Origin of the sequence: Spiroplasma endosymbiont of Polydrusus cervinus, assembly GCF_964019755.1 — a bacterium.
Lineage (GTDB): Bacteria > Bacillota_I > Bacilli_A > Mycoplasmatales > Mycoplasmataceae > Spiroplasma.
The window spans coordinates 48,674-65,551 of the sequence record NZ_OZ026469.1 but is presented as its reverse complement, the minus strand read 5'-3'; the positions used below and the strand labels follow the sequence as shown (position 1 = coordinate 65,551).

The 16,878-nt window shown below is 24.2% G+C and carries 19 protein-coding genes and 12 pseudogenes; 21 read left to right on the top strand and 10 right to left on the bottom strand.

Annotated elements, in window-relative coordinates:
- Positions 1–84 precede the first annotated feature (84 nt).
- The 6 genes and pseudogenes from AACK78_RS00355 to AACK78_RS07115 all read left to right on the top strand — a co-directional run.
- Positions 85–348, top strand: coding sequence for a transposase family protein (locus AACK78_RS00355; protein WP_338954456.1), 264 nt, complete (start codon positions 85–87; stop codon positions 346–348).
- Positions 315–587: pseudogene (locus AACK78_RS07125) on the top strand (hypothetical protein); the annotation flags it as partial. The gene AACK78_RS00355 and the pseudogene AACK78_RS07125, both read left to right, overlap by 34 nt.
- A 21-nt stretch (positions 588–608) precedes the next feature.
- On the top strand, positions 609–767 hold the full coding sequence (locus tag AACK78_RS00350; protein WP_338955489.1) for a hypothetical protein: 159 nt from the start codon (positions 609–611) through the stop codon (positions 765–767).
- Positions 743–982, top strand: a pseudogene (locus AACK78_RS07120) (DDE-type integrase/transposase/recombinase); the annotation flags it as partial. The gene AACK78_RS00350 and the pseudogene AACK78_RS07120, both read left to right, overlap by 25 nt.
- A 39-nt stretch (positions 983–1,021) precedes the next feature.
- Complete coding sequence (locus AACK78_RS00345; RefSeq protein ID WP_338955521.1) at positions 1,022–1,204, top strand: hypothetical protein; 183 nt, start codon at positions 1,022–1,024, stop codon at positions 1,202–1,204.
- Between the two features lie 40 nt (positions 1,205–1,244).
- A pseudogene (locus tag AACK78_RS07115) lies at positions 1,245–2,156 on the top strand (IS30 family transposase); the annotation flags it as partial.
- A gap of 219 nt (positions 2,157–2,375) precedes the next feature.
- Here the strand turns inward: AACK78_RS07115 and AACK78_RS00325 are convergent.
- Positions 2,376–3,332, bottom strand: coding sequence for an L-lactate dehydrogenase (locus AACK78_RS00325; RefSeq protein ID WP_338955513.1), 957 nt, complete (start codon positions 3,330–3,332; stop codon positions 2,376–2,378).
- Between the two features lie 332 nt (positions 3,333–3,664).
- Positions 3,665–3,778, bottom strand: a complete 114-nt coding sequence (locus AACK78_RS00320; RefSeq protein ID WP_338955511.1) for a lipoprotein — start codon at positions 3,776–3,778, stop codon at positions 3,665–3,667.
- A 36-nt stretch (positions 3,779–3,814) separates the two neighbouring features.
- On the opposite strand from AACK78_RS00320, the pseudogene AACK78_RS07110 reads away from it, so the two are divergent.
- Positions 3,815–4,754, top strand: a pseudogene (locus AACK78_RS07110) (IS30 family transposase).
- Between the two features lie 9 nt (positions 4,755–4,763).
- Here the strand turns inward: AACK78_RS07110 and AACK78_RS00305 are convergent.
- From AACK78_RS00305 to AACK78_RS00295, 5 genes and pseudogenes are all read right to left on the bottom strand, one after another.
- The gene (locus AACK78_RS00305) at positions 4,764–4,946 is read right to left on the bottom strand and encodes a hypothetical protein (protein WP_338955504.1); all 183 of its coding nucleotides are present in this window, start codon (positions 4,944–4,946) and stop codon (positions 4,764–4,766) included.
- Positions 4,947–4,985: 39 nt separating this feature from the next.
- A pseudogene (locus AACK78_RS07105) lies at positions 4,986–5,132 on the bottom strand (hypothetical protein); the annotation flags it as partial.
- A 68-nt stretch (positions 5,133–5,200) separates the two neighbouring features.
- A complete protein-coding gene (locus AACK78_RS00300) occupies positions 5,201–5,359 on the bottom strand; it encodes a hypothetical protein (RefSeq protein WP_338955502.1) in 159 nt (52 codons plus the stop codon).
- Positions 5,360–5,380: 21 nt separating this feature from the next.
- Positions 5,381–5,446 (bottom strand): annotated as a pseudogene (locus AACK78_RS07100) (hypothetical protein); the annotation flags it as partial.
- A 173-nt stretch (positions 5,447–5,619) separates the two neighbouring features.
- Positions 5,620–5,883 (bottom strand): hypothetical protein, encoded by a 264-nt coding sequence (locus AACK78_RS00295; RefSeq protein ID WP_338955501.1) that lies wholly within the window; start codon positions 5,881–5,883, stop codon positions 5,620–5,622.
- 408 nt (positions 5,884–6,291) lie between these two features.
- Between AACK78_RS00295 and rpsU the strand changes: the two genes are divergently transcribed.
- Positions 6,292–6,456: a 30S ribosomal protein S21 gene (gene rpsU / locus AACK78_RS00290; RefSeq protein WP_338955499.1), complete on the top strand. Its 165-nt coding sequence runs from the start codon at positions 6,292–6,294 to the stop codon at positions 6,454–6,456.
- 201 nt (positions 6,457–6,657) lie between these two features.
- On the opposite strand, the pseudogene AACK78_RS07095 reads toward rpsU, so the two are convergent.
- A pseudogene (locus AACK78_RS07095) lies at positions 6,658–6,990 on the bottom strand (IS30 family transposase); the annotation flags it as partial.
- 85 nt (positions 6,991–7,075) lie between these two features.
- Here AACK78_RS07095 and AACK78_RS00280 point away from each other — a divergent pair.
- The 10 genes and pseudogenes from AACK78_RS00280 (at position 7,076) to AACK78_RS00255 (ending at position 9,326) form a co-directional block, all read left to right on the top strand.
- A complete protein-coding gene (locus tag AACK78_RS00280) occupies positions 7,076–7,339 on the top strand; it encodes a transposase family protein (RefSeq protein WP_338955495.1) in 264 nt (87 codons plus the stop codon).
- Positions 7,306–7,578 (top strand): annotated as a pseudogene (locus tag AACK78_RS07090) (hypothetical protein); the annotation flags it as partial. The gene AACK78_RS00280 and the pseudogene AACK78_RS07090, both read left to right, overlap by 34 nt.
- 21 nt (positions 7,579–7,599) lie before the next feature.
- The gene (locus AACK78_RS00275) at positions 7,600–7,758 is read left to right on the top strand and encodes a hypothetical protein (protein WP_338955493.1); all 159 of its coding nucleotides are present in this window, start codon (positions 7,600–7,602) and stop codon (positions 7,756–7,758) included.
- Positions 7,734–7,973: pseudogene (locus AACK78_RS07085) on the top strand (DDE-type integrase/transposase/recombinase); the annotation flags it as partial. The gene AACK78_RS00275 and the pseudogene AACK78_RS07085, both read left to right, overlap by 25 nt.
- Positions 7,974–8,012: 39 nt before the next feature.
- On the top strand, positions 8,013–8,195 hold the full coding sequence (locus AACK78_RS00270; protein WP_338955491.1) for a hypothetical protein: 183 nt from the start codon (positions 8,013–8,015) through the stop codon (positions 8,193–8,195).
- A gap of 61 nt (positions 8,196–8,256) precedes the next feature.
- Entirely contained in the window at positions 8,257–8,418 is a 162-nt protein-coding gene (locus tag AACK78_RS00265; RefSeq protein WP_338954996.1) for a hypothetical protein, read from the top strand.
- A 90-nt stretch (positions 8,419–8,508) separates the two neighbouring features.
- Positions 8,509–8,757: pseudogene (locus AACK78_RS07080) on the top strand (hypothetical protein); the annotation flags it as partial.
- A 21-nt stretch (positions 8,758–8,778) separates the two neighbouring features.
- Positions 8,779–8,937, top strand: coding sequence for a hypothetical protein (locus AACK78_RS00260; RefSeq protein WP_338955489.1), 159 nt, complete (start codon positions 8,779–8,781; stop codon positions 8,935–8,937).
- Positions 8,913–9,152: pseudogene (locus AACK78_RS07075) on the top strand (DDE-type integrase/transposase/recombinase); the annotation flags it as partial. The gene AACK78_RS00260 and the pseudogene AACK78_RS07075, both read left to right, overlap by 25 nt.
- Before the next feature lie 39 nt (positions 9,153–9,191).
- Positions 9,192–9,326 carry a hypothetical protein gene (locus tag AACK78_RS00255; protein WP_338955487.1) on the top strand — a complete coding sequence of 45 codons (135 nt, stop codon included), beginning with the start codon at positions 9,192–9,194 and terminating at the stop codon, positions 9,324–9,326.
- Positions 9,327–9,420: 94 nt separating this feature from the next.
- Here AACK78_RS00255 and AACK78_RS07070 read toward each other — a convergent pair.
- Positions 9,421–10,061: pseudogene (locus AACK78_RS07070) on the bottom strand (helix-turn-helix domain-containing protein); the annotation flags it as partial.
- Positions 10,062–10,097: 36 nt separating this feature from the next.
- Here AACK78_RS07070 and AACK78_RS00230 point away from each other — a divergent pair.
- Positions 10,098–10,220, top strand: coding sequence for a lipoprotein (locus tag AACK78_RS00230; RefSeq protein WP_338955479.1), 123 nt, complete (start codon positions 10,098–10,100; stop codon positions 10,218–10,220).
- Positions 10,221–10,278: 58 nt separating this feature from the next.
- Here the strand turns inward: AACK78_RS00230 and AACK78_RS00225 are convergent, their stop codons facing one another.
- Positions 10,279–13,014, bottom strand: a complete 2,736-nt coding sequence (locus tag AACK78_RS00225) for a DEAD/DEAH box helicase family protein (RefSeq protein WP_338955477.1) — start codon at positions 13,012–13,014, stop codon at positions 10,279–10,281.
- Positions 13,015–13,250: 236 nt separating this feature from the next.
- Here AACK78_RS00225 and AACK78_RS00220 point away from each other — a divergent pair, with 236 nt between their 5' ends.
- Both AACK78_RS00220 and AACK78_RS00215 read left to right on the top strand, forming a co-directional pair.
- Positions 13,251–13,481, top strand: coding sequence for a hypothetical protein (locus AACK78_RS00220; RefSeq protein WP_338955475.1), 231 nt, complete (start codon positions 13,251–13,253; stop codon positions 13,479–13,481).
- A 166-nt stretch (positions 13,482–13,647) separates the two neighbouring features.
- Positions 13,648–16,641 carry a 2-oxo acid dehydrogenase subunit E2 gene (locus tag AACK78_RS00215; RefSeq protein WP_338955473.1) on the top strand — a complete coding sequence of 998 codons (2,994 nt, stop codon included), beginning with the start codon at positions 13,648–13,650 and terminating at the stop codon, positions 16,639–16,641.
- Positions 16,642–16,878 lie beyond the last annotated feature (237 nt).

Below are 16,878 nucleotides of genomic sequence, written 5' to 3'. Positions count from 1 at the left end.
TTAACTATTAAAATTAGACTGCACCCAAAAAAGTAAGTAAAGAAAAAAAGTCTTTGCTAAAATTTAAAGGAGGTGCATTTTTATATGGCAAGAAAAGGACAAAAATTTAATAAATATACAGCATATTTTCGAAAAATGATAGTACACGAGGTTAAAAATAATAGTATAAGTTTTATTGCAAAAAAATATCAAATTAATAAAAAAACTGTTGCTTCATGGTATGAAAATTTTAAGAAAGGAATTTTAAACACCAATAAAGGTCCAAAAGAATCATTTGAAAAAAGAGATTTAAACTATTACAAAGTTAGGTATGAATTACTAAAAAAGCTTCATGACTTTTACAATTAAATAAAAGAAAAATTGTATCTTTTATCAAAGAAAACATTAATAAATATCCACTAAATTTATTACTTGATATAACAGATTTAAAGCGTAGTTATTGAGATAAATATAAAAATTATTCAAGTAATGGTAAGGATAGCGAATCATTAAAAAATATTGTAAAAGTCTATGAAGAAAATTTAAAACAATTTGGTTATCGTCGAATTACCAAATATTTAAAAGAAGATTATGGCATTGTTTATAATGCTAAGAAAGTATTGCGAATTATGAAAGAAAATAATATTCAAGCTGAATATGTAAAGCGTATGCGTAGAAAAATATTAATAAAACAAAATAGAAATAAAAATATAATTAAATATCCTGATTTAGTAAATCGTAATTTTAATGATATTAAAGAAAGATTTTCAATTTATTTACTGATGTAACTTATTTAATTTGAAATGGTAAAAAACATTATCAATCAACAATACTTGATGGATATACTAAAGAAATTATTGATGTAAAATGATCAAAATTTAATAATAACAAACTTGTAATTGATAATTTAAATGATGCAATTAATAAAATTAAAAAAATAAAAAAAGATTTAAATAAAATAATAATTCATTCAGATCACGGATATCAATATACATCTAAAGATTACAATAGTAAATGTTTAGATAACAAAATTATAATTTCAATGGGTAAAAATTATCATTGTGCAGACAACATTATTATTGAAAGTTTTCATTCATTACTTAAAAAAGGAACAATCCATAATAAAAATTATAAATCTTATAATGAATATATTAATGATGTTAAAAAATGAAATAAATGATATTCAAACCAAAAAGAAAAATATATAATAAATGAAAGTTTGTAAACCTTTTTATTAATACTTACTAAACAGGGTGCAGTCTATTAAAAAAAATGGAACAATTAATATTCGAAAAATTGCTAAGCAAATGAATAGAGATTATAGAACTATTTGGCAAGAGTTAAATATGTTTGATAATATTAATGATTATAATGCTGCAAAAGAACAAAAAATACATGATAAAAATAAAAAACAATGTCGTAAATATTCAATGTTAAATTCACAAGAATTAAGCCATTTTTCTAATGAATATAATAATTTTGGTCGTTCGCCACAAAATATTATTACTTTGTATGAATTACAATATAATGTAAAATTTGGTGTATGTTTTAAAACAATGTATAAATATATTAAATTAGGTTATTTTAATTTAAAAAAAGAAATGCTATATTTTAAAAATAAAAAAAGAAAAACAAAAAATGGGGAACAAAATGATAATCGTGGAAAATTACTTAATATTAGAGATTATAAGCAATTTTAAAATGATTATGGAAATGATTTAAGTTTTAGTGGAATTTGAGAAATGGATACTCTTGATTGTGGTAATTTTTATTTATTAGTTTTAGTAAATCGTAAATCAAAAATACTTTTTTATCATATTTTATTTAGTAAAAAGGCAAGTGTTGTATTAACAATTTTAATGAAAATGATTAAATAAATTGGTATTAGTAAATTTAGTTGTATTTTAACCGATAGAGGAAAATAATTTTATAGATGAAAAACAATAGAAAAACACTTTAAAATAAGAGTTTATTTTTGTGATCCTGGTAAACATCGTCAGAAAGCATTAGTAGAAAGAATAAATAGAGATATAAGGCGTTGATTGGGTCAAAATGAGCCATTAATTAATATTCGTAGTAGATTAAAATCTATTTTAGATATATTAAATACCACAATTAGACCTTGCTTGGAAAATTTTACATCAAGACAATATTTTAAAAAAATTTTTTTAAATTAAATTAGTGTTTGTTAAGATTAGTAAAATTTTTTTGTTGTGTTTAATTTTATAATTTTAAAAATAAATATTAAAAATAATATTTTTAATTTAATATTTTTTGTGATTATTGTTTTTTATTTTTAATTTGTTATAATTTTATTAACTTTTTATAATTTAGTTTTACAGTATACAGAGCTTCATCGTACATGATACCATTTGGTATTTACAATTTACAATTTCCTATTTTAAAGCCCCCAGAGCAACCGTTAAGGCTTCATGTAATTGCGCTGCTGATTTTTCAAATTTAGCTTGTTCTTCTTTAGTTAATTTTCATTCAATAATTTCTTCAATTCCATTAACCCCAATTACGGCTGGAACTCCAATGTGTGTTCCAGTAACATTATATTGCCCTTCACACTTTGCCCCAACTAAAAAGGTTGATCTTTCATCATTTAAAATTGCTTTGGCAATTGATGATAAGCATGCTCCAATTCCATAAAAAGTTGATTTTTTTAAATCAATAATTGTATAAGCCATTTTCATCATTTGTTGATGCATATCTTCTAGATCTTTTTCGGTTAGTTTCCCTTCTGCAACAAAATCAACAATTGATTTTTGCATAATTGAAGCTTTTGATCAAACTGAAACTGATGAATCACCATGTTCTCCTAAAACATAAGCATTAACACTAGCTGGAGCAATATTTAATTTATTCCCCACTAATCTTCTTAAACGTGCTGAATCTAAAGTTGTTCCTGAAGAAATAACTTTATTTTTTGCAAAACCAGTTACTTTTTGATAAACTGATGCCAAAACATCAACTGGATTTGAAGCAATTAAAGTAACTCCTTTAAACCCTGATGCTTTAATTTGTAAAGCAATATCTTGCATAATTCTTGCATTATCAGCAACCATATCTAAGCGTGTTTCCCCATCGCGTTGTGGTCTTCCAGCTGTAATAACAATTAAATCAGCATCTTTACAATCATTATAATCACCAGTTTTAATTGTACTAAAACGGTTTTCTAAGACAGCAGCAGCATCAGATAAATCAATTGCGTTCCCTTCCGCTGCTTGTCGAAATGCATCGATTAACACATAATGCTGTGCAATCCCTCTGTTCATTGCTGAATATAAAAAGCTGTTTCCAACCATTCCACATCCAACTAAAACTACTTTTCTCGTTGAATTCTCCATCTTTTTTCTCCTTTGAATCTCCTGGTTCATTATTGTATACTGTAAAACTAAATCTTAACAAGTTAATAAAATTATAACAAATTAAAAATAAAAAACAATAATCACAAAAAGTTAATTATAGGAGGTTGAAATTATGCAAATAAAGCAATATTTAATTTTGCGGTCGTTAATAAAAAAGTATGGTAAAGATATTGTTATTAAGACTGTCAATAAGATTGCAAATGATATTGAAATTAAAAAGTAAAGAATAAATTATACCGCGTAATTTATAATCTTCAATTAACTTTCAATTACTTCCAACTGGTGGTTGCTGTGGTTTGGGTTCTGGTTTATTACTCCCCATTTTCACTATTATTTGGTTTTTCGCAACTAATTAATGATGTTGTACTTGTTGCTGTTAATCCGATTGCTCCTAAAATACTTAAAATGTTATAATTTATGTGCAATAATTATAACATTTTAAGTATTTTAGGAGGTAAAGTATGAAAAAATATGAAAGATTAGATTTTAATGAAAGAGTAAATTTGGAAAAATTAAAAAATAATGAATTATTTAAAAATAAAAATGGAACAATTAATATTCGAAAAATTGCTAAGCAAATGAATAGAGATTATAGAACTATTTGGCAAGAGTTAAATATGTTTGATAATATTAATGATTATAATGCTGCAAAAGCACAAAAAATACATGATAAAAATAAAAAACAATGTCGTAAATATTTAATGTTAAATTCACAAGAATTACGCCATTTTTCTAATGAATATAATAATTTTGGTCGTTCGCCACAAAATATTATTACTTCGTATGAATTACAATATAATGTAAAATTTGGTGTATGCTTTAAAACAATGTATAAATATATTAAATTAGGTTATTTTAATTTAAAAAAAGAAATGTTATATTTTAAAAATAAAAAAAAGAAAAACAAAAAATGGGGAACAAAATGATAATCGTGGAAAATTACTTAATATTAGAGATTATAAGCAATTTTTAAATGATTATGGAAATGATTTAAGTTTTAGTGTAATTTGAGAAATGGATACTCTTGATTGTGGTAATTTTCATTTGTTAGTTTTAGTAAATCGTAAATCAAAAATACTTTTTTATCATATTTTATTTAGTAAAAAGGCAAGTATTGTATTAACAATTTTAATGAAAATGATTAAACAAATTGGTATTAGTAAATTTAGTTGTATTTTAACCGATAGAGGAAAATAATTTTATAGATGAAAAATAATAGAAAAACACTTTAAAATAAGAGTTTATTTTTGTGATCCTGGTAAACCTCGCCAGAAAGCATTAGTAGAAAGAATAAATAGAGATATAAGGCGTTTATTGGCTCAAAATGAGCCATTAATTAATATTCGTAGTAGATTAAAATCTATTTTATTATTAGACTGCACCCTGTTTAGTAACTATTAATAAAAAGGTTTACAAACTTTCATTTATTATATATTTTTCTTTTTGGTTTGAATATCATTTATTTCATTTTTTAACATCATTAATATATTCATTATGAGATTTATAATTTTTATTATGGATTGTTCCTTTTTTAAGTAATGAATGAAAACTTTCAATAATAATGTTGTCTGCACAATGATAATTTTTACCCATTGAAATTATAATTTTGTTATCTAAACACTTACTATTGTAATCTTTAGATGTATATTGATATCCGTGATCTGAATGAATTATTATTTTATTTAAATCTTTTTTTATTTTTTTAATTTTATTAATTGCATCATTTAAATTATCAAGTACAAGTTTGTTATTATTAAATTTTGATCATTTTACATCAATAATTTCTTTAGTATATCCATCAAGTATTGTTGATTGATAATGTTTTTTACCATTTCAAATTAAATAAGTTACATCAGTAAATAAATTGAAAATCTTTCTTTAATATCATTAAAATTACGATTTATTAAATAAGGATATTTAATTATATTTTTATTTCTATTTTGTTTTATTAATATTTTTCTACGCATACGCTTTACATATTCAGCTTGAATATTATTTTCTTTCATAATTCGCAATACTTTCTTAGCATTATAAACAATGCCATAATCTTCTTTTAAATATTTGGTAATTCGACGATAACCAAATTGTTTTAAATTTTCTTCATAGACTTTTACAATATTTTTTAATGATTCGCTATCCTTACCATTACTTGAATAATTTTTATATTTATCTCAATAACTACGCTTTAAATCTGTTATATCAAGTAATAAATTTAGTGGATATTTATTAATGTTTTCTTTGATAAAAGATACAATTTTTCTTTTATTTAATTGTAAAAGTCATGAAGCTTTTTTAGTAATTCATACCTAACTTTGTAATAGTTTAAATCTCTTTTTTCAAATGATTCTTGTGGACCTTTATTGGTGTTTAAAATTCCTTTCTTAAAATTTTCATACCATGAAGCAACAGTTTTTTTATTAATTTGATATTTTTTTGCAATAAAACTTATACTATTATTTTTAACCTCTTGTACTATTATTTTTCGAAAATATGCTGTATATTTATTAAATTTTTGTCCTTTTCTTGCCATATAAAAATGCACCTCCTTTAAAGTTTAGCAAAGACTTTTTTTCTTTACTTACTCTTTTGGTTGCAGTCTATATTAAATACCACAATTAGACCTTGCTTGGAAAATTTTACATCAAGACAATATTTTAAAAAATTTTTTTAAATTAAATTAGTGTTTGTTAAGATTAGTAAAATTTATTTTTTGTTGTGTTTAATTTTATAATTTTAAAAATAAATATTAAAAACAATATTTTTAATTTAATATTTTTTGTAATTATTGTTTTTTATTTTTAATTTGTTATAATTTTATTAACTTTTTATGATTTAGTTTTACAGTATATACATACATAAATCAGAAAAGTTTGTTTTGTCCAAAAAAGTATGATAAGATAATATTGTTAATTTATATAGTTTTAGGAGTTGAAATATTATGGCTACTGTTGTTGTAAAAGCAGGAGAACCGCTAGACAAAGCGTTGAAACGATTTAACAAGGTTTCGTCAGTTAAAAGAAAAGAAGCCCGTAAACGTGAACACTGAATGAGCAAAAAAGAAAAAAGACGTTATAAGCAAGACCAATTGCGTAGTTTTCGTTAAAAAATCCCATTAATGGGATTTTTTAATTGTATACTGTAAAACTAAATCATAAAAAGTTAGTAAAATTATAACAAATTAAAAATAAAAAACAATAATTACAAAAAATATTAAATTAAAAATATTGTTTTTAATATTTATTTTTAAAATTATAAAATTAAACACAACAAAAAATAAATTTTACTAATCTTAACAAACACTAATTTAATTTAAAAAAATTTTTTTAAAATATTGTCTTGATGTAAAATTTTCCAAGCAAGGTCTAATTGTGGTATTTAATATATCTAAAATAGATTTTAATCTACTACGAATATTAATTAATGGCTCATTTTGAGCCAATAAACGCCTTATATCTCTATTTATTCTTTCTACTAATGCTTTCTGGTGAGGTTTACCAGGATCACAAAAATAAACTCTTATTTTAAAGTGCTTTTCTATTGTTTTTCATCTATAAAATTATTTTCCTCTATCGGTTAAAATACAACTAAATTTACTAATACCAATTTGTTTAATCATTTTCATTAAAATTGTTAATACAAATATAGACTGCACTAGACTGCACCCAAAAAAGTAAGTAAAGAAAAAAAGTCTTTGCTAAACTTTAGAGGAGGTGCATTTTTATATGGCAAGAAAAGGACAAAAATTTAATAAATATACAGCATATTTTCGAAAAATGATAGTACAAGAGGTTAAAAATAATAGTATAAGTTTTATTGCAAAAAAATATCAAATTAATAAAAAAACTGTTGCTTCATGGTATGAAAATTTTAAGAAAGGAATTTTAAACACCAATAAAGGTCCAAAAGAATCATTTGAAAAAAGAGATTTAAACTATTACAAAGTTAGGTATAAATTACTAAAAAAGCTTCATGACTTTTACAATTAAATAAAAGAAAAATTGTATCTTTTATCAAAGAAAACATTAATAAATATCCACTAAATTTATTACTTGATATAACAGATTTAAAGCGTAGTTATTGAGATAAATATAAAAATTATTCAAGTAATGGTAAGGATAGCGAATCATTAAAAAATATTGTAAAAGTCTATGAAGAAAATTTAAAACAATTTGGTTATCGTCGAATTACCAAATATTTAAAAGAAGATTATGGCATTATTTATAATGCTAAGAAAGTATTGCGAATTATGAAAGAAAATAATATTCAAGCTGAATATGTAAAGCGTATGCGTATAAAAATATTAATAAAACAAAATAGAAATAAAAATATAATTAAATATCCTGATTTAGTAAATCGTAATTTTAATGATATTAAAGAAAGATTTTCAATTTATTTACTGATGTAACTTATTTAATTTGAAATGGTAAAAAACATTATCAATCAACAATACTTGATGGATATACTAAAGAAATTATTGATGTAAAATGATCAAAATTTAATAATAACAAACTTGTAATTGATAATTTAAATGATGCAATTAATAAAATTAAAAAAATAAAAAAAGATTTAAATAAAATAATAATTCATTCAGATCACGGATATCAATATACATCTAAAGATTACAATAGTAAATGTTTAGATAACAAAATTATAATTTCAATGGGTAAAAATTATCATTGTGCAGACAACATTATTATTGAAAGTTTTCATTCATTACTTAAAAAAGGAACAATCCATAATAAAAATTATAAATCTCATAATGAATATATTAATGATGTTAAAAAATTAAATAAATGATATTCAAACCAAAAAGAAAAATATATAATAAATGAAAGTTTGTAAACCTTTTTATTAATACTTACTAAACAGGATGCAGTCTACTTTAAAGGAGGTGCATTTTTATATGGCAAGAAAAGGACAAAAATTTAATAAATATACAGCATATTTTCGAAAAATGATAGTACAAGAGGTTAAAAATAATAGTATAAGTTTTATTGCAAAAAAATATCAAATTAATAAAAAACTGTTGCTTCATGGTATGAAAATTTTAAGAAAGGAATTTTAAACACCAATAAAGGTCCACAAGAATCATTTGAAAAAAGAGATTTAAACTATTACAAAGTTAGGTATGAATTACTAAAAAGCTTCATGACTTTTACAATTAAATAAAAGAAAAATTGTATCTTTTATCAAAGAAAACATTAATAAATATCCACTAAATTTATTACTTGATATAACAGATTTAAAGCGTAGTTATTGAGATAAATATAAAAATTATTCAAGTAATGGTAAGGATAGCGAATCATTAAAAAATATTGTAAAAGTCTATGAAGAAAATTTAAAACAATTTGGTTATCGTCGAATTACCAAATATTTAAAAGAAGATTATGGCATTATTTATAATGCTAAGAAAGTATTGCGAATTATGAAAGAAAATAATATTCAAGCTGAATATGTAAAGCGTATGCGTAGAAAAATATTAATAAAACAAAATAGAAATAAAAATATAATTAAATATCCTGATTTAGTAAATCGTAATTTTAATGATATTAAAGAAAGATTTTCAATTTATTTACTGATGTAACTTATTTAATTTGAAATGGTAAAAAACATTATCAATCAACAATACTTGATGGATATACTAAAGAAATTATTGATGTAAAATGATCAAAATTTAATAATAACAAACTTGTAATTGATAATTTAAATGATGCAATTAATAAAATTAAAAAAATAAAAAAAGATTTAAATAAAATAATAATTCATTCAGATCACGGATATCAATATACATCTAAAGATTACAATAGTAAATGTTTAGATAACAAAATTATAATTTCAATGGGTAAAAATTATCATTGTGCAGACAACATTATTATTGAGAGTTTTCATTCATTACTTAAAAAAGGAACAATCCATAATAAAAATTATAAATCTCATAATAAATATATTAATGATGTTAAAAAAATGAAATAAATGATATTCAAACCAAAAAGAAAAATATATAATAAATGAAAGTTTGTAAACCTTTTTATTAATACTTACTAAACAGGGTGCAGTCTATAACATTTTTACTAAATAAAATATGATAAAAAAGTATTTTTGATTTACGATTTACTAAAACTAATAAATAAAAATTACCACAATCAAGAGTATCCATTTCTCAAATTCCACTAAAACTTAAATCATTTCCATAATCATTTTAAAATTGCTTATAATCTCTAATATTAAGTAATTTTCCACGATTATCATTTTGTTCCCCATTTTTTGTTTTTCTTTTTTTATTTTTAAAATATAGCATTTCTTTTTTTAAATTAAAATAACCTAATTTAATATATTTATACATTGTTTTAAACATACACTAAATTTTACATTATATTGTAATTCATACGAAGTAATAATATTTTGTGGCGAACAACCAAAATTATTATATTCATTAGAAAAATGACTTAATTCTTGTGAATTTAACATTGAATATTTACGACATTATTTTTTATTTTTATCATGTATTTTTTGTGCTTTTGCAGCATTATAATCATTAATATTATCAAACATATTTAACTCTTGCCAAATAGTTCTATAATCTTTATTCATTTGCTTAGCAATTTTTCGAATATTAATTGTTCCATTTTCCTTTTTAAATAATTCATTATCTTTTAATTTTTCCAAATTTACTCTTTCATTAAAATCTAATCTTTCATATTTTTTCACACTTTACCTCCTAAAATATTTAAAATGTTATAATTATTGTACATAAATTATAACATTTTAAATATTTTAGGAGCAATCGGATTAACAGCAACAACTACAACATCATTAATTAGTTGCGAAAAACCAAATAATAGTGAAAACGGCGAGTGTAAATTGTAAATACCAAATCATAACACGGATTATACTTTTTTCTGGTAAGGTTGCTATTTAATAAAATTTAATTTGCTTTATTTTGAATAAAAAATTTTGCCGTAAGATAATTTTCTGTTAACATTGTATCATATTGGCCAAAACCAACAAAAGTATATAATTTTAATCCTAAATTAACCCATCCTAAATTAATTTTATTTTGTAAAAACAAATATTTTGTAATGGTATTATTTTGCATATCTTTCACTAATTTATTTGCTATTGTCATCACTTCCGGAATTGATCAATAAAATAACTGTTCATCTGGCAAATATTTTGTTAACTTGCCATACCCACTGCCATCCTCATCAGCTAGAATAACTTCATTTGTTTGATCAAAGGTTAAATATCCCGTCTGAAAAGCAATAATTCGTAATGGTCCTCGCGATAATAAAAAATTAGTCCGACCAATAACTGATAAAACTTGTTTTACTGTATAAGTACACCCTTGCAATAATGGTGTTGTTGCGCCAGGATGAACTTTCAATGTTTCATATTCTAATTTATATTGTAATAGTAATAATAACTCCATGACAATAACTTGATGATGTTCAATAAAATAAGTTACTAAATCCGGAATCGTTAAATAATCAGGAAATAATTGTGTAAAAACACTCATACTTGTTACTTCATATAATAATGATGTTATTAATAAATTGTCATATTCTAAGTTAATTGCATCATTAGGAATTGTTTGCTTTAGACGCAAAATAAAATAATTAATAATTGGATAACTATCTAAAAATAAGAATTGTTTTAAAATATTCTTATTTCGCTGAGTATTATTTTCATCATTATGATACTGGGTAATATTACGACCAATTTTAACATAGAAATCATTAACATAATTATAAAACTGGTATAAGGATAAATCATAATCATGTAACAAATATTTTAAGCCTGCTTCCTTATATTTTTGATAATATTCGCGAATATGACTTTTAATGCGAGCGCGATTATCATATCATTTTCGTAAGTTATTTAAAATAATTTTTTGTGATCGTTGTTCAAGGGTAATTGTACAGTTATAAGGTAATCCTTCATTTGTTAATAACCCTTTTATTGATGATAGTTTTGGATCATATAAGTTTTTAATGCCAACGGTAATATCATATTTACTATCAATATTACTAATTAAATCATAAACTTCTAAACGACTTTTTAATTCCATTTTCCGTAGCCCACGACCAAGTTGTTGTAAATAAACTGTTTTTGAATTAGTTGGGCGCAATAAAATAATTGTATTAATTTCCGGAACATCAATCCCTTCGTTAAACATATTAACAACACATAAATAATTAATCCGTCCTGTTTTAAATTCATATAAAATTCTTATTCGCTGCTCATGATTTTCGGAAGTTAAATAATCCGCCCGTAAATGCTTTGTTCGCAAAAAGGTGACCACCTTTTTGGCATGTTCTGTCGTAACACAAAAAATTAAAGCAACTGGTTTAGCATATAACCCCAAATACTTTTCAATCATCTTTAATAATAGTTCATTACGAGCAGTAGTATTTAATTTTTTAAAAAGTTCACTATCCGCATTTAAATCAACACCAGTTAAATCAACCGTATCATCATCAATACAATAATAATCAAATGGACATAATAAGCGTTGATTAATGGCATCTCACAACCATAGTTCGGCCGCATATTCATCAAGGAAATATTTTTTAATTGATTTACCGTCTTCTCGTTCAGGGGTCGCTGTTAAACCTAGCACTTGTTGTGGTTGAAAATAATTAAAAACTTGATCAAAAGTAATTGCCGCAATATGATGAGCTTCATCAAAAATAATCACATCAAAATGATTAGGAGCAAATTGGGTTAACCGCGTTGCCATTGTTTGAATTGTGGCAAATAAATGGGTTCGTTGTTGTGGAACTTTTCCCTCATATAACACTTCCCCAAAAGTTTGATCCATTAGAACACTACGAAAAGTTTGAAGAGCTTGATCTAAGATTTCTTTTTGATGCGCTAAAAATAATATTTTCAATGGTTGTTGGTTATTTTCTCGCAATTGCTGTAAATAATCAAAAGCAGCAATAACAGTCTTCCCCGTTCCAGTTGCCATAATTACTAAATGTGATTGTTTCTTACATTGTCGACGATATTGTAATTTCGCAACAATTTCTTTTTGAAAATCATATAAATATTTTCGAATTGTTAAAAATTCTGTTGTTGTATTATTAAACATTGTGGCAGTCCTGTTGACTTGATTTTGACTAATGCGTTCTAATAAATGATTCCGGGCCATCTCATCATTAAAATCAACTAAAACTTCATTTCATAATTGTTCAAATTCTGTAATTATTTCAGTAACTAAGTGTTGGTTATTGATTGCTGTTAATTTAATATTTCACTCCCGACCAGTTACCATTCCTTTATATGTTAAATTTGAAGAACCAAGAATAACAGTTGAAATGCCATGAAACCGTTTAAAAAGAGAAGCTTTAATATGAATACGCTCACTTCGCTTTTCTAAATTATCTTCGACTTTAACTTGGACATTATCATAAGTTGTTACTAAACGAGCTAATTCTAATAAATTATTATATTCCGCTAAATCATCAAAAGTTGTTGTAATAATTCGAATTGGAATTTTATGGATACAACAATGTTTAATTGACGCTTCAATTTTATTAATAATTGCTTTTGAAATAAAGGGAAAAACAAAACATACTTCATCAGCAGTTCTCATTTCATTATTTAATTCCACCAACAATTTTTGTTGATTCTGATTTGTAAAAAATTTTTCGCCCATTTCTTATCATCTCTCTTCTGGTAATTATTAACAAAATTTTGGTTGTATGTATTATTTAAGGGTTTTAAGTAATATCTTAGAAATTGTGGAATAATATACCACTTACTTACTTAGATTATATTACTTTTAATTTTATTGTCAATATATTTTTCTATTTTTTTAAATTTTTCCAACGTGTAAATTGTAAATACCAAATCATAAAAAATTAACTAAATTAATAGTTAACTTTTTATGATTTGGTATTTACAATTTACACGTTGTCGTTATTAACAATTTTAATTTTTACTTCAAATTTAGATATTGTTTACATTATTTTAATTATGGAAAGAGTTGACCGTTTAAAAACGATTTGAGCATTAATTATTTTAAAATGAAAAAAATGAGTAAAAAATTTAACAGAGACTAAAAATATTACTGAATTTGATAATAAAGTAAATAAAATAAAAAGAAATGCAAAAGAAATCTAAAAATTTTGCATTTTTTTATTTTTTGTGTATAATATTTTTTTTAATTTTTATTCCCAAAAGAAGCGAAAATATGATATAATTACTTTGTAATAAAATGGATATAAAAGTGGCTAAACTAAATTTAATAAAACAAATTAAGTTTTTTTGAATGGGGTAATCAGAAACAATGGAAAAAATTAGAGTATTAACATTAGAAAAAAAAGGAATCTTAAATAAATTCCTATATCAAAATGAAGAGGTCAAATTAGGTGAAGAAATTGCTTTAATTGAAAGTGAAAACGGCCAATCAATCATTACAGCCCCAATGAATGGAATTATTGTTAAACCAATTAAAGAAGGCAGCAAAATTAAAAGTAATGCTATTATTGCTTATTTGTTAACAACTGAAGATGAAATTGAAAAGTATTATTTTAAGCGTCTTGCGAGTAATGAATTTACGCGTTTAAATAAGAAAGGGATAAAGTTTTCAACAACAAAAAATGGTCAATTTGGAACAAAATGAAAAGACATTGAAGAAGATGATTATTCAGGAATTAGTGTTGTAAATGAAGATGCATTACATCCAACTTTTACCCCACCAGTATTAAACCAACAGCAATTTCATAATAATAAAATGGCAGTTGAATCAAGAACTACATTAATTAATGAACAACCCTTTGATAATCAAATAATGCCCTCAAATTTTAATCAAAATAATGGGCAAGAATTTTTACCCGAAGGAACTGTTATTAATAATGATCCTTACCTTTCACCAAATCCGGACCAAAATCAATCAATTTATTTTAAACAACAAAATAATGTATTACAGCAAGAGCAAACTTTTGAACAACCCATTCCAACAAGAGGACAAGATAAGAAACATTGAGATGAAACAAGACTATCATTTGGCCCTAAGAAAACCTGAAACTTGTCATTTAAAAATTTGAACATTGATGATAATTATATTATTAATAATCAGGAGAAAATCCCTTCAATTGATACAATTAATAACCAAATGGACCAGGGTAAAAAAAGGGAGGTAAAGGCAACAATGGTTAATATTCCTAATTTAAATAATAATATATTTCAAGACAGTAATTTTGAAGCACAAACTAATAGTTTAAACCAACCACCATCACTATCGCCACAAAGCATTGTTACTAATGCTGTTCCAATTGGTCAAACAAAATTAGTAGAAGAAAAACAAGCAAAAGAATATGCTAAATATTTAGTTAATACCACAAAACAACAAGACGAAGCACCAGTTAATGCCACAGGATTTTTGGGTGAACAAAATAAAAGTGCTAGTTTTCGTAATCTTGTAAATCAACGTCGTGAGCAATTGCATAATAATAATAATTTTCATGAGTTATCATTAGAAGCGGATAGTTCAAAAAGCTCAATGGACTTTTTAGATGAATATGGTCGTCCTAAAATTTTACGTAATATTGTACAAGCAAGAATGAATGATTTAATTAAAAGAAACATATCACCAGAAATGAAAAGTGGTTATAGTGGCTCTAGCCCTAGTTCTAGCGATAATACTAATATGCTTCAAGCAGGTGAAAAGGAATCATCTGATGAAATTTATATTTCGGCAGATGATTATAAAATTGATCTAAATGAGGAAAAACAAGCAAAAACTAAAAAAACAGGAAATTTTTCGCCGTTAAAATCTTATCGTGATCGTTTATATCAAAAATTAAATGATAATGGTCAACGAGAAAAAATTTTAAAAACAAGAAATCAACGAGAGTTAATTAAGAAAAGAATAGAACAAATTGCAAAAGGAAATTTTGAAGTTGATTCAGTTTTAGGGGGAATTAGTAATTATCGTCGTCCTTCTTTTGAAGAAATTGAGTCACAATATGAAATGTTAGATAATGAATATGATAGTCATAATTCAGAACAAAACGAAGGAATAAATGATGCAATTCAACAAGGTTCAGCAAGTGAACAACAACAATTATCAAAACAATTCAAACCAGGGGAAAATAATGGTAAAAATAATCGTGAACCAAATCCATTATGATTCGAACCAGGAATAAATGATAATAATGTTATGATTGAATTGGCAATTTTAAAAGAGCGTTTAGCTAATCAAGAGCAAAACAATCGGCAAAATGAATTATTGCGAGAAATTCAAAGTTTACGACAAGTAAATAATAGTAATAACAATAACAGTGATAATGCTAATGGTACAAATTTTGATAAAATGATGCAATATATGTTAATGCAACAAATGTTAAAAACAATGAATGAACCAGATCTAATGTTGAAAGAAATGCTAAAAGAGTTCAGAATCAATAATAAACAAAACATTCACCAAGGCAATGGAACTAACGAGGGAGCACATAATTTACAAGTTAAAAAATTTAATGCAGAAGAAAGTGTAACTTCGAATGCGCATGGAAATTTAGTACAACCGTTAAATAATACTTTAAGTATTATTAATACGAATAGTAAAGTTGAACCACAAGGATTAGAAACAAGAGAAGAAATTAAATCAACAAGATATCCGGCAATTCAATCAATGATTATGTCACAAGCACATGTTCCACCATTAACAATTAATGCTGAAATTGATATGTCAGCAATAATTGATCAACAACGAAAATTAAAAAATGCTAATGCTGATCATGGTGTTCGTTTTTCAACAATGAGTTTCTTGGTAAAAGCCGTTTCTTTATCTTTAAGTGAATATCCAAAATTAAATTCATATTATGATTCAAAAACAAATCAAATTGTAATTAAAAATTCTCAACATATTGGTTTAGCAACAGAAACTAGCGAAGGATTAGTAATTCCAGTTATTAAATTTTCTGAACGAATGAGTTTAAAACAAATTGCAATTAATATTCAAGAAACAATTGAACGTTTACGTCAAGGTGAATTGTATGATTATGAATTACAAGGAAGCACTATTACGATTGCAAACTATGGAATGGTTGGGGCAGTTAATGCAATACCGACAATTTTTTACCCTAATTCATCTGTAATTGGTATTGGTCGCATTGTTCGTAAACCAGTTGTTATTAAAGGTGATAGGTTAGTAATTCGCTCGATAATGAATCTTTCTTTAACAATCGATCAACGAATTATTGACGCTGCAGAAGCGGGAATCTTTTTAGCAAGATTAAAAGAAATATTAGAGTCACCAGAATTAATTACGTTATCATAAAAAAATATTATTAATTTTTTGTATACTGTAAAACTAAATCATAAAAAGTTAATAAAAGTTTTGAACACTTTCAAATAAATTTGGAAACCTTTATAAAATTCTTCGTTCAATGCTTATAATTTTTTCCAAATACTTTAAAACACCCAACAAAATTTTTTTAAATTTAAAAAAATTTCCGCAATCCCAGATTGCTTCTATTCTATTGTGTAAATTGTAAAAAGGAGAAAAATAAATAAA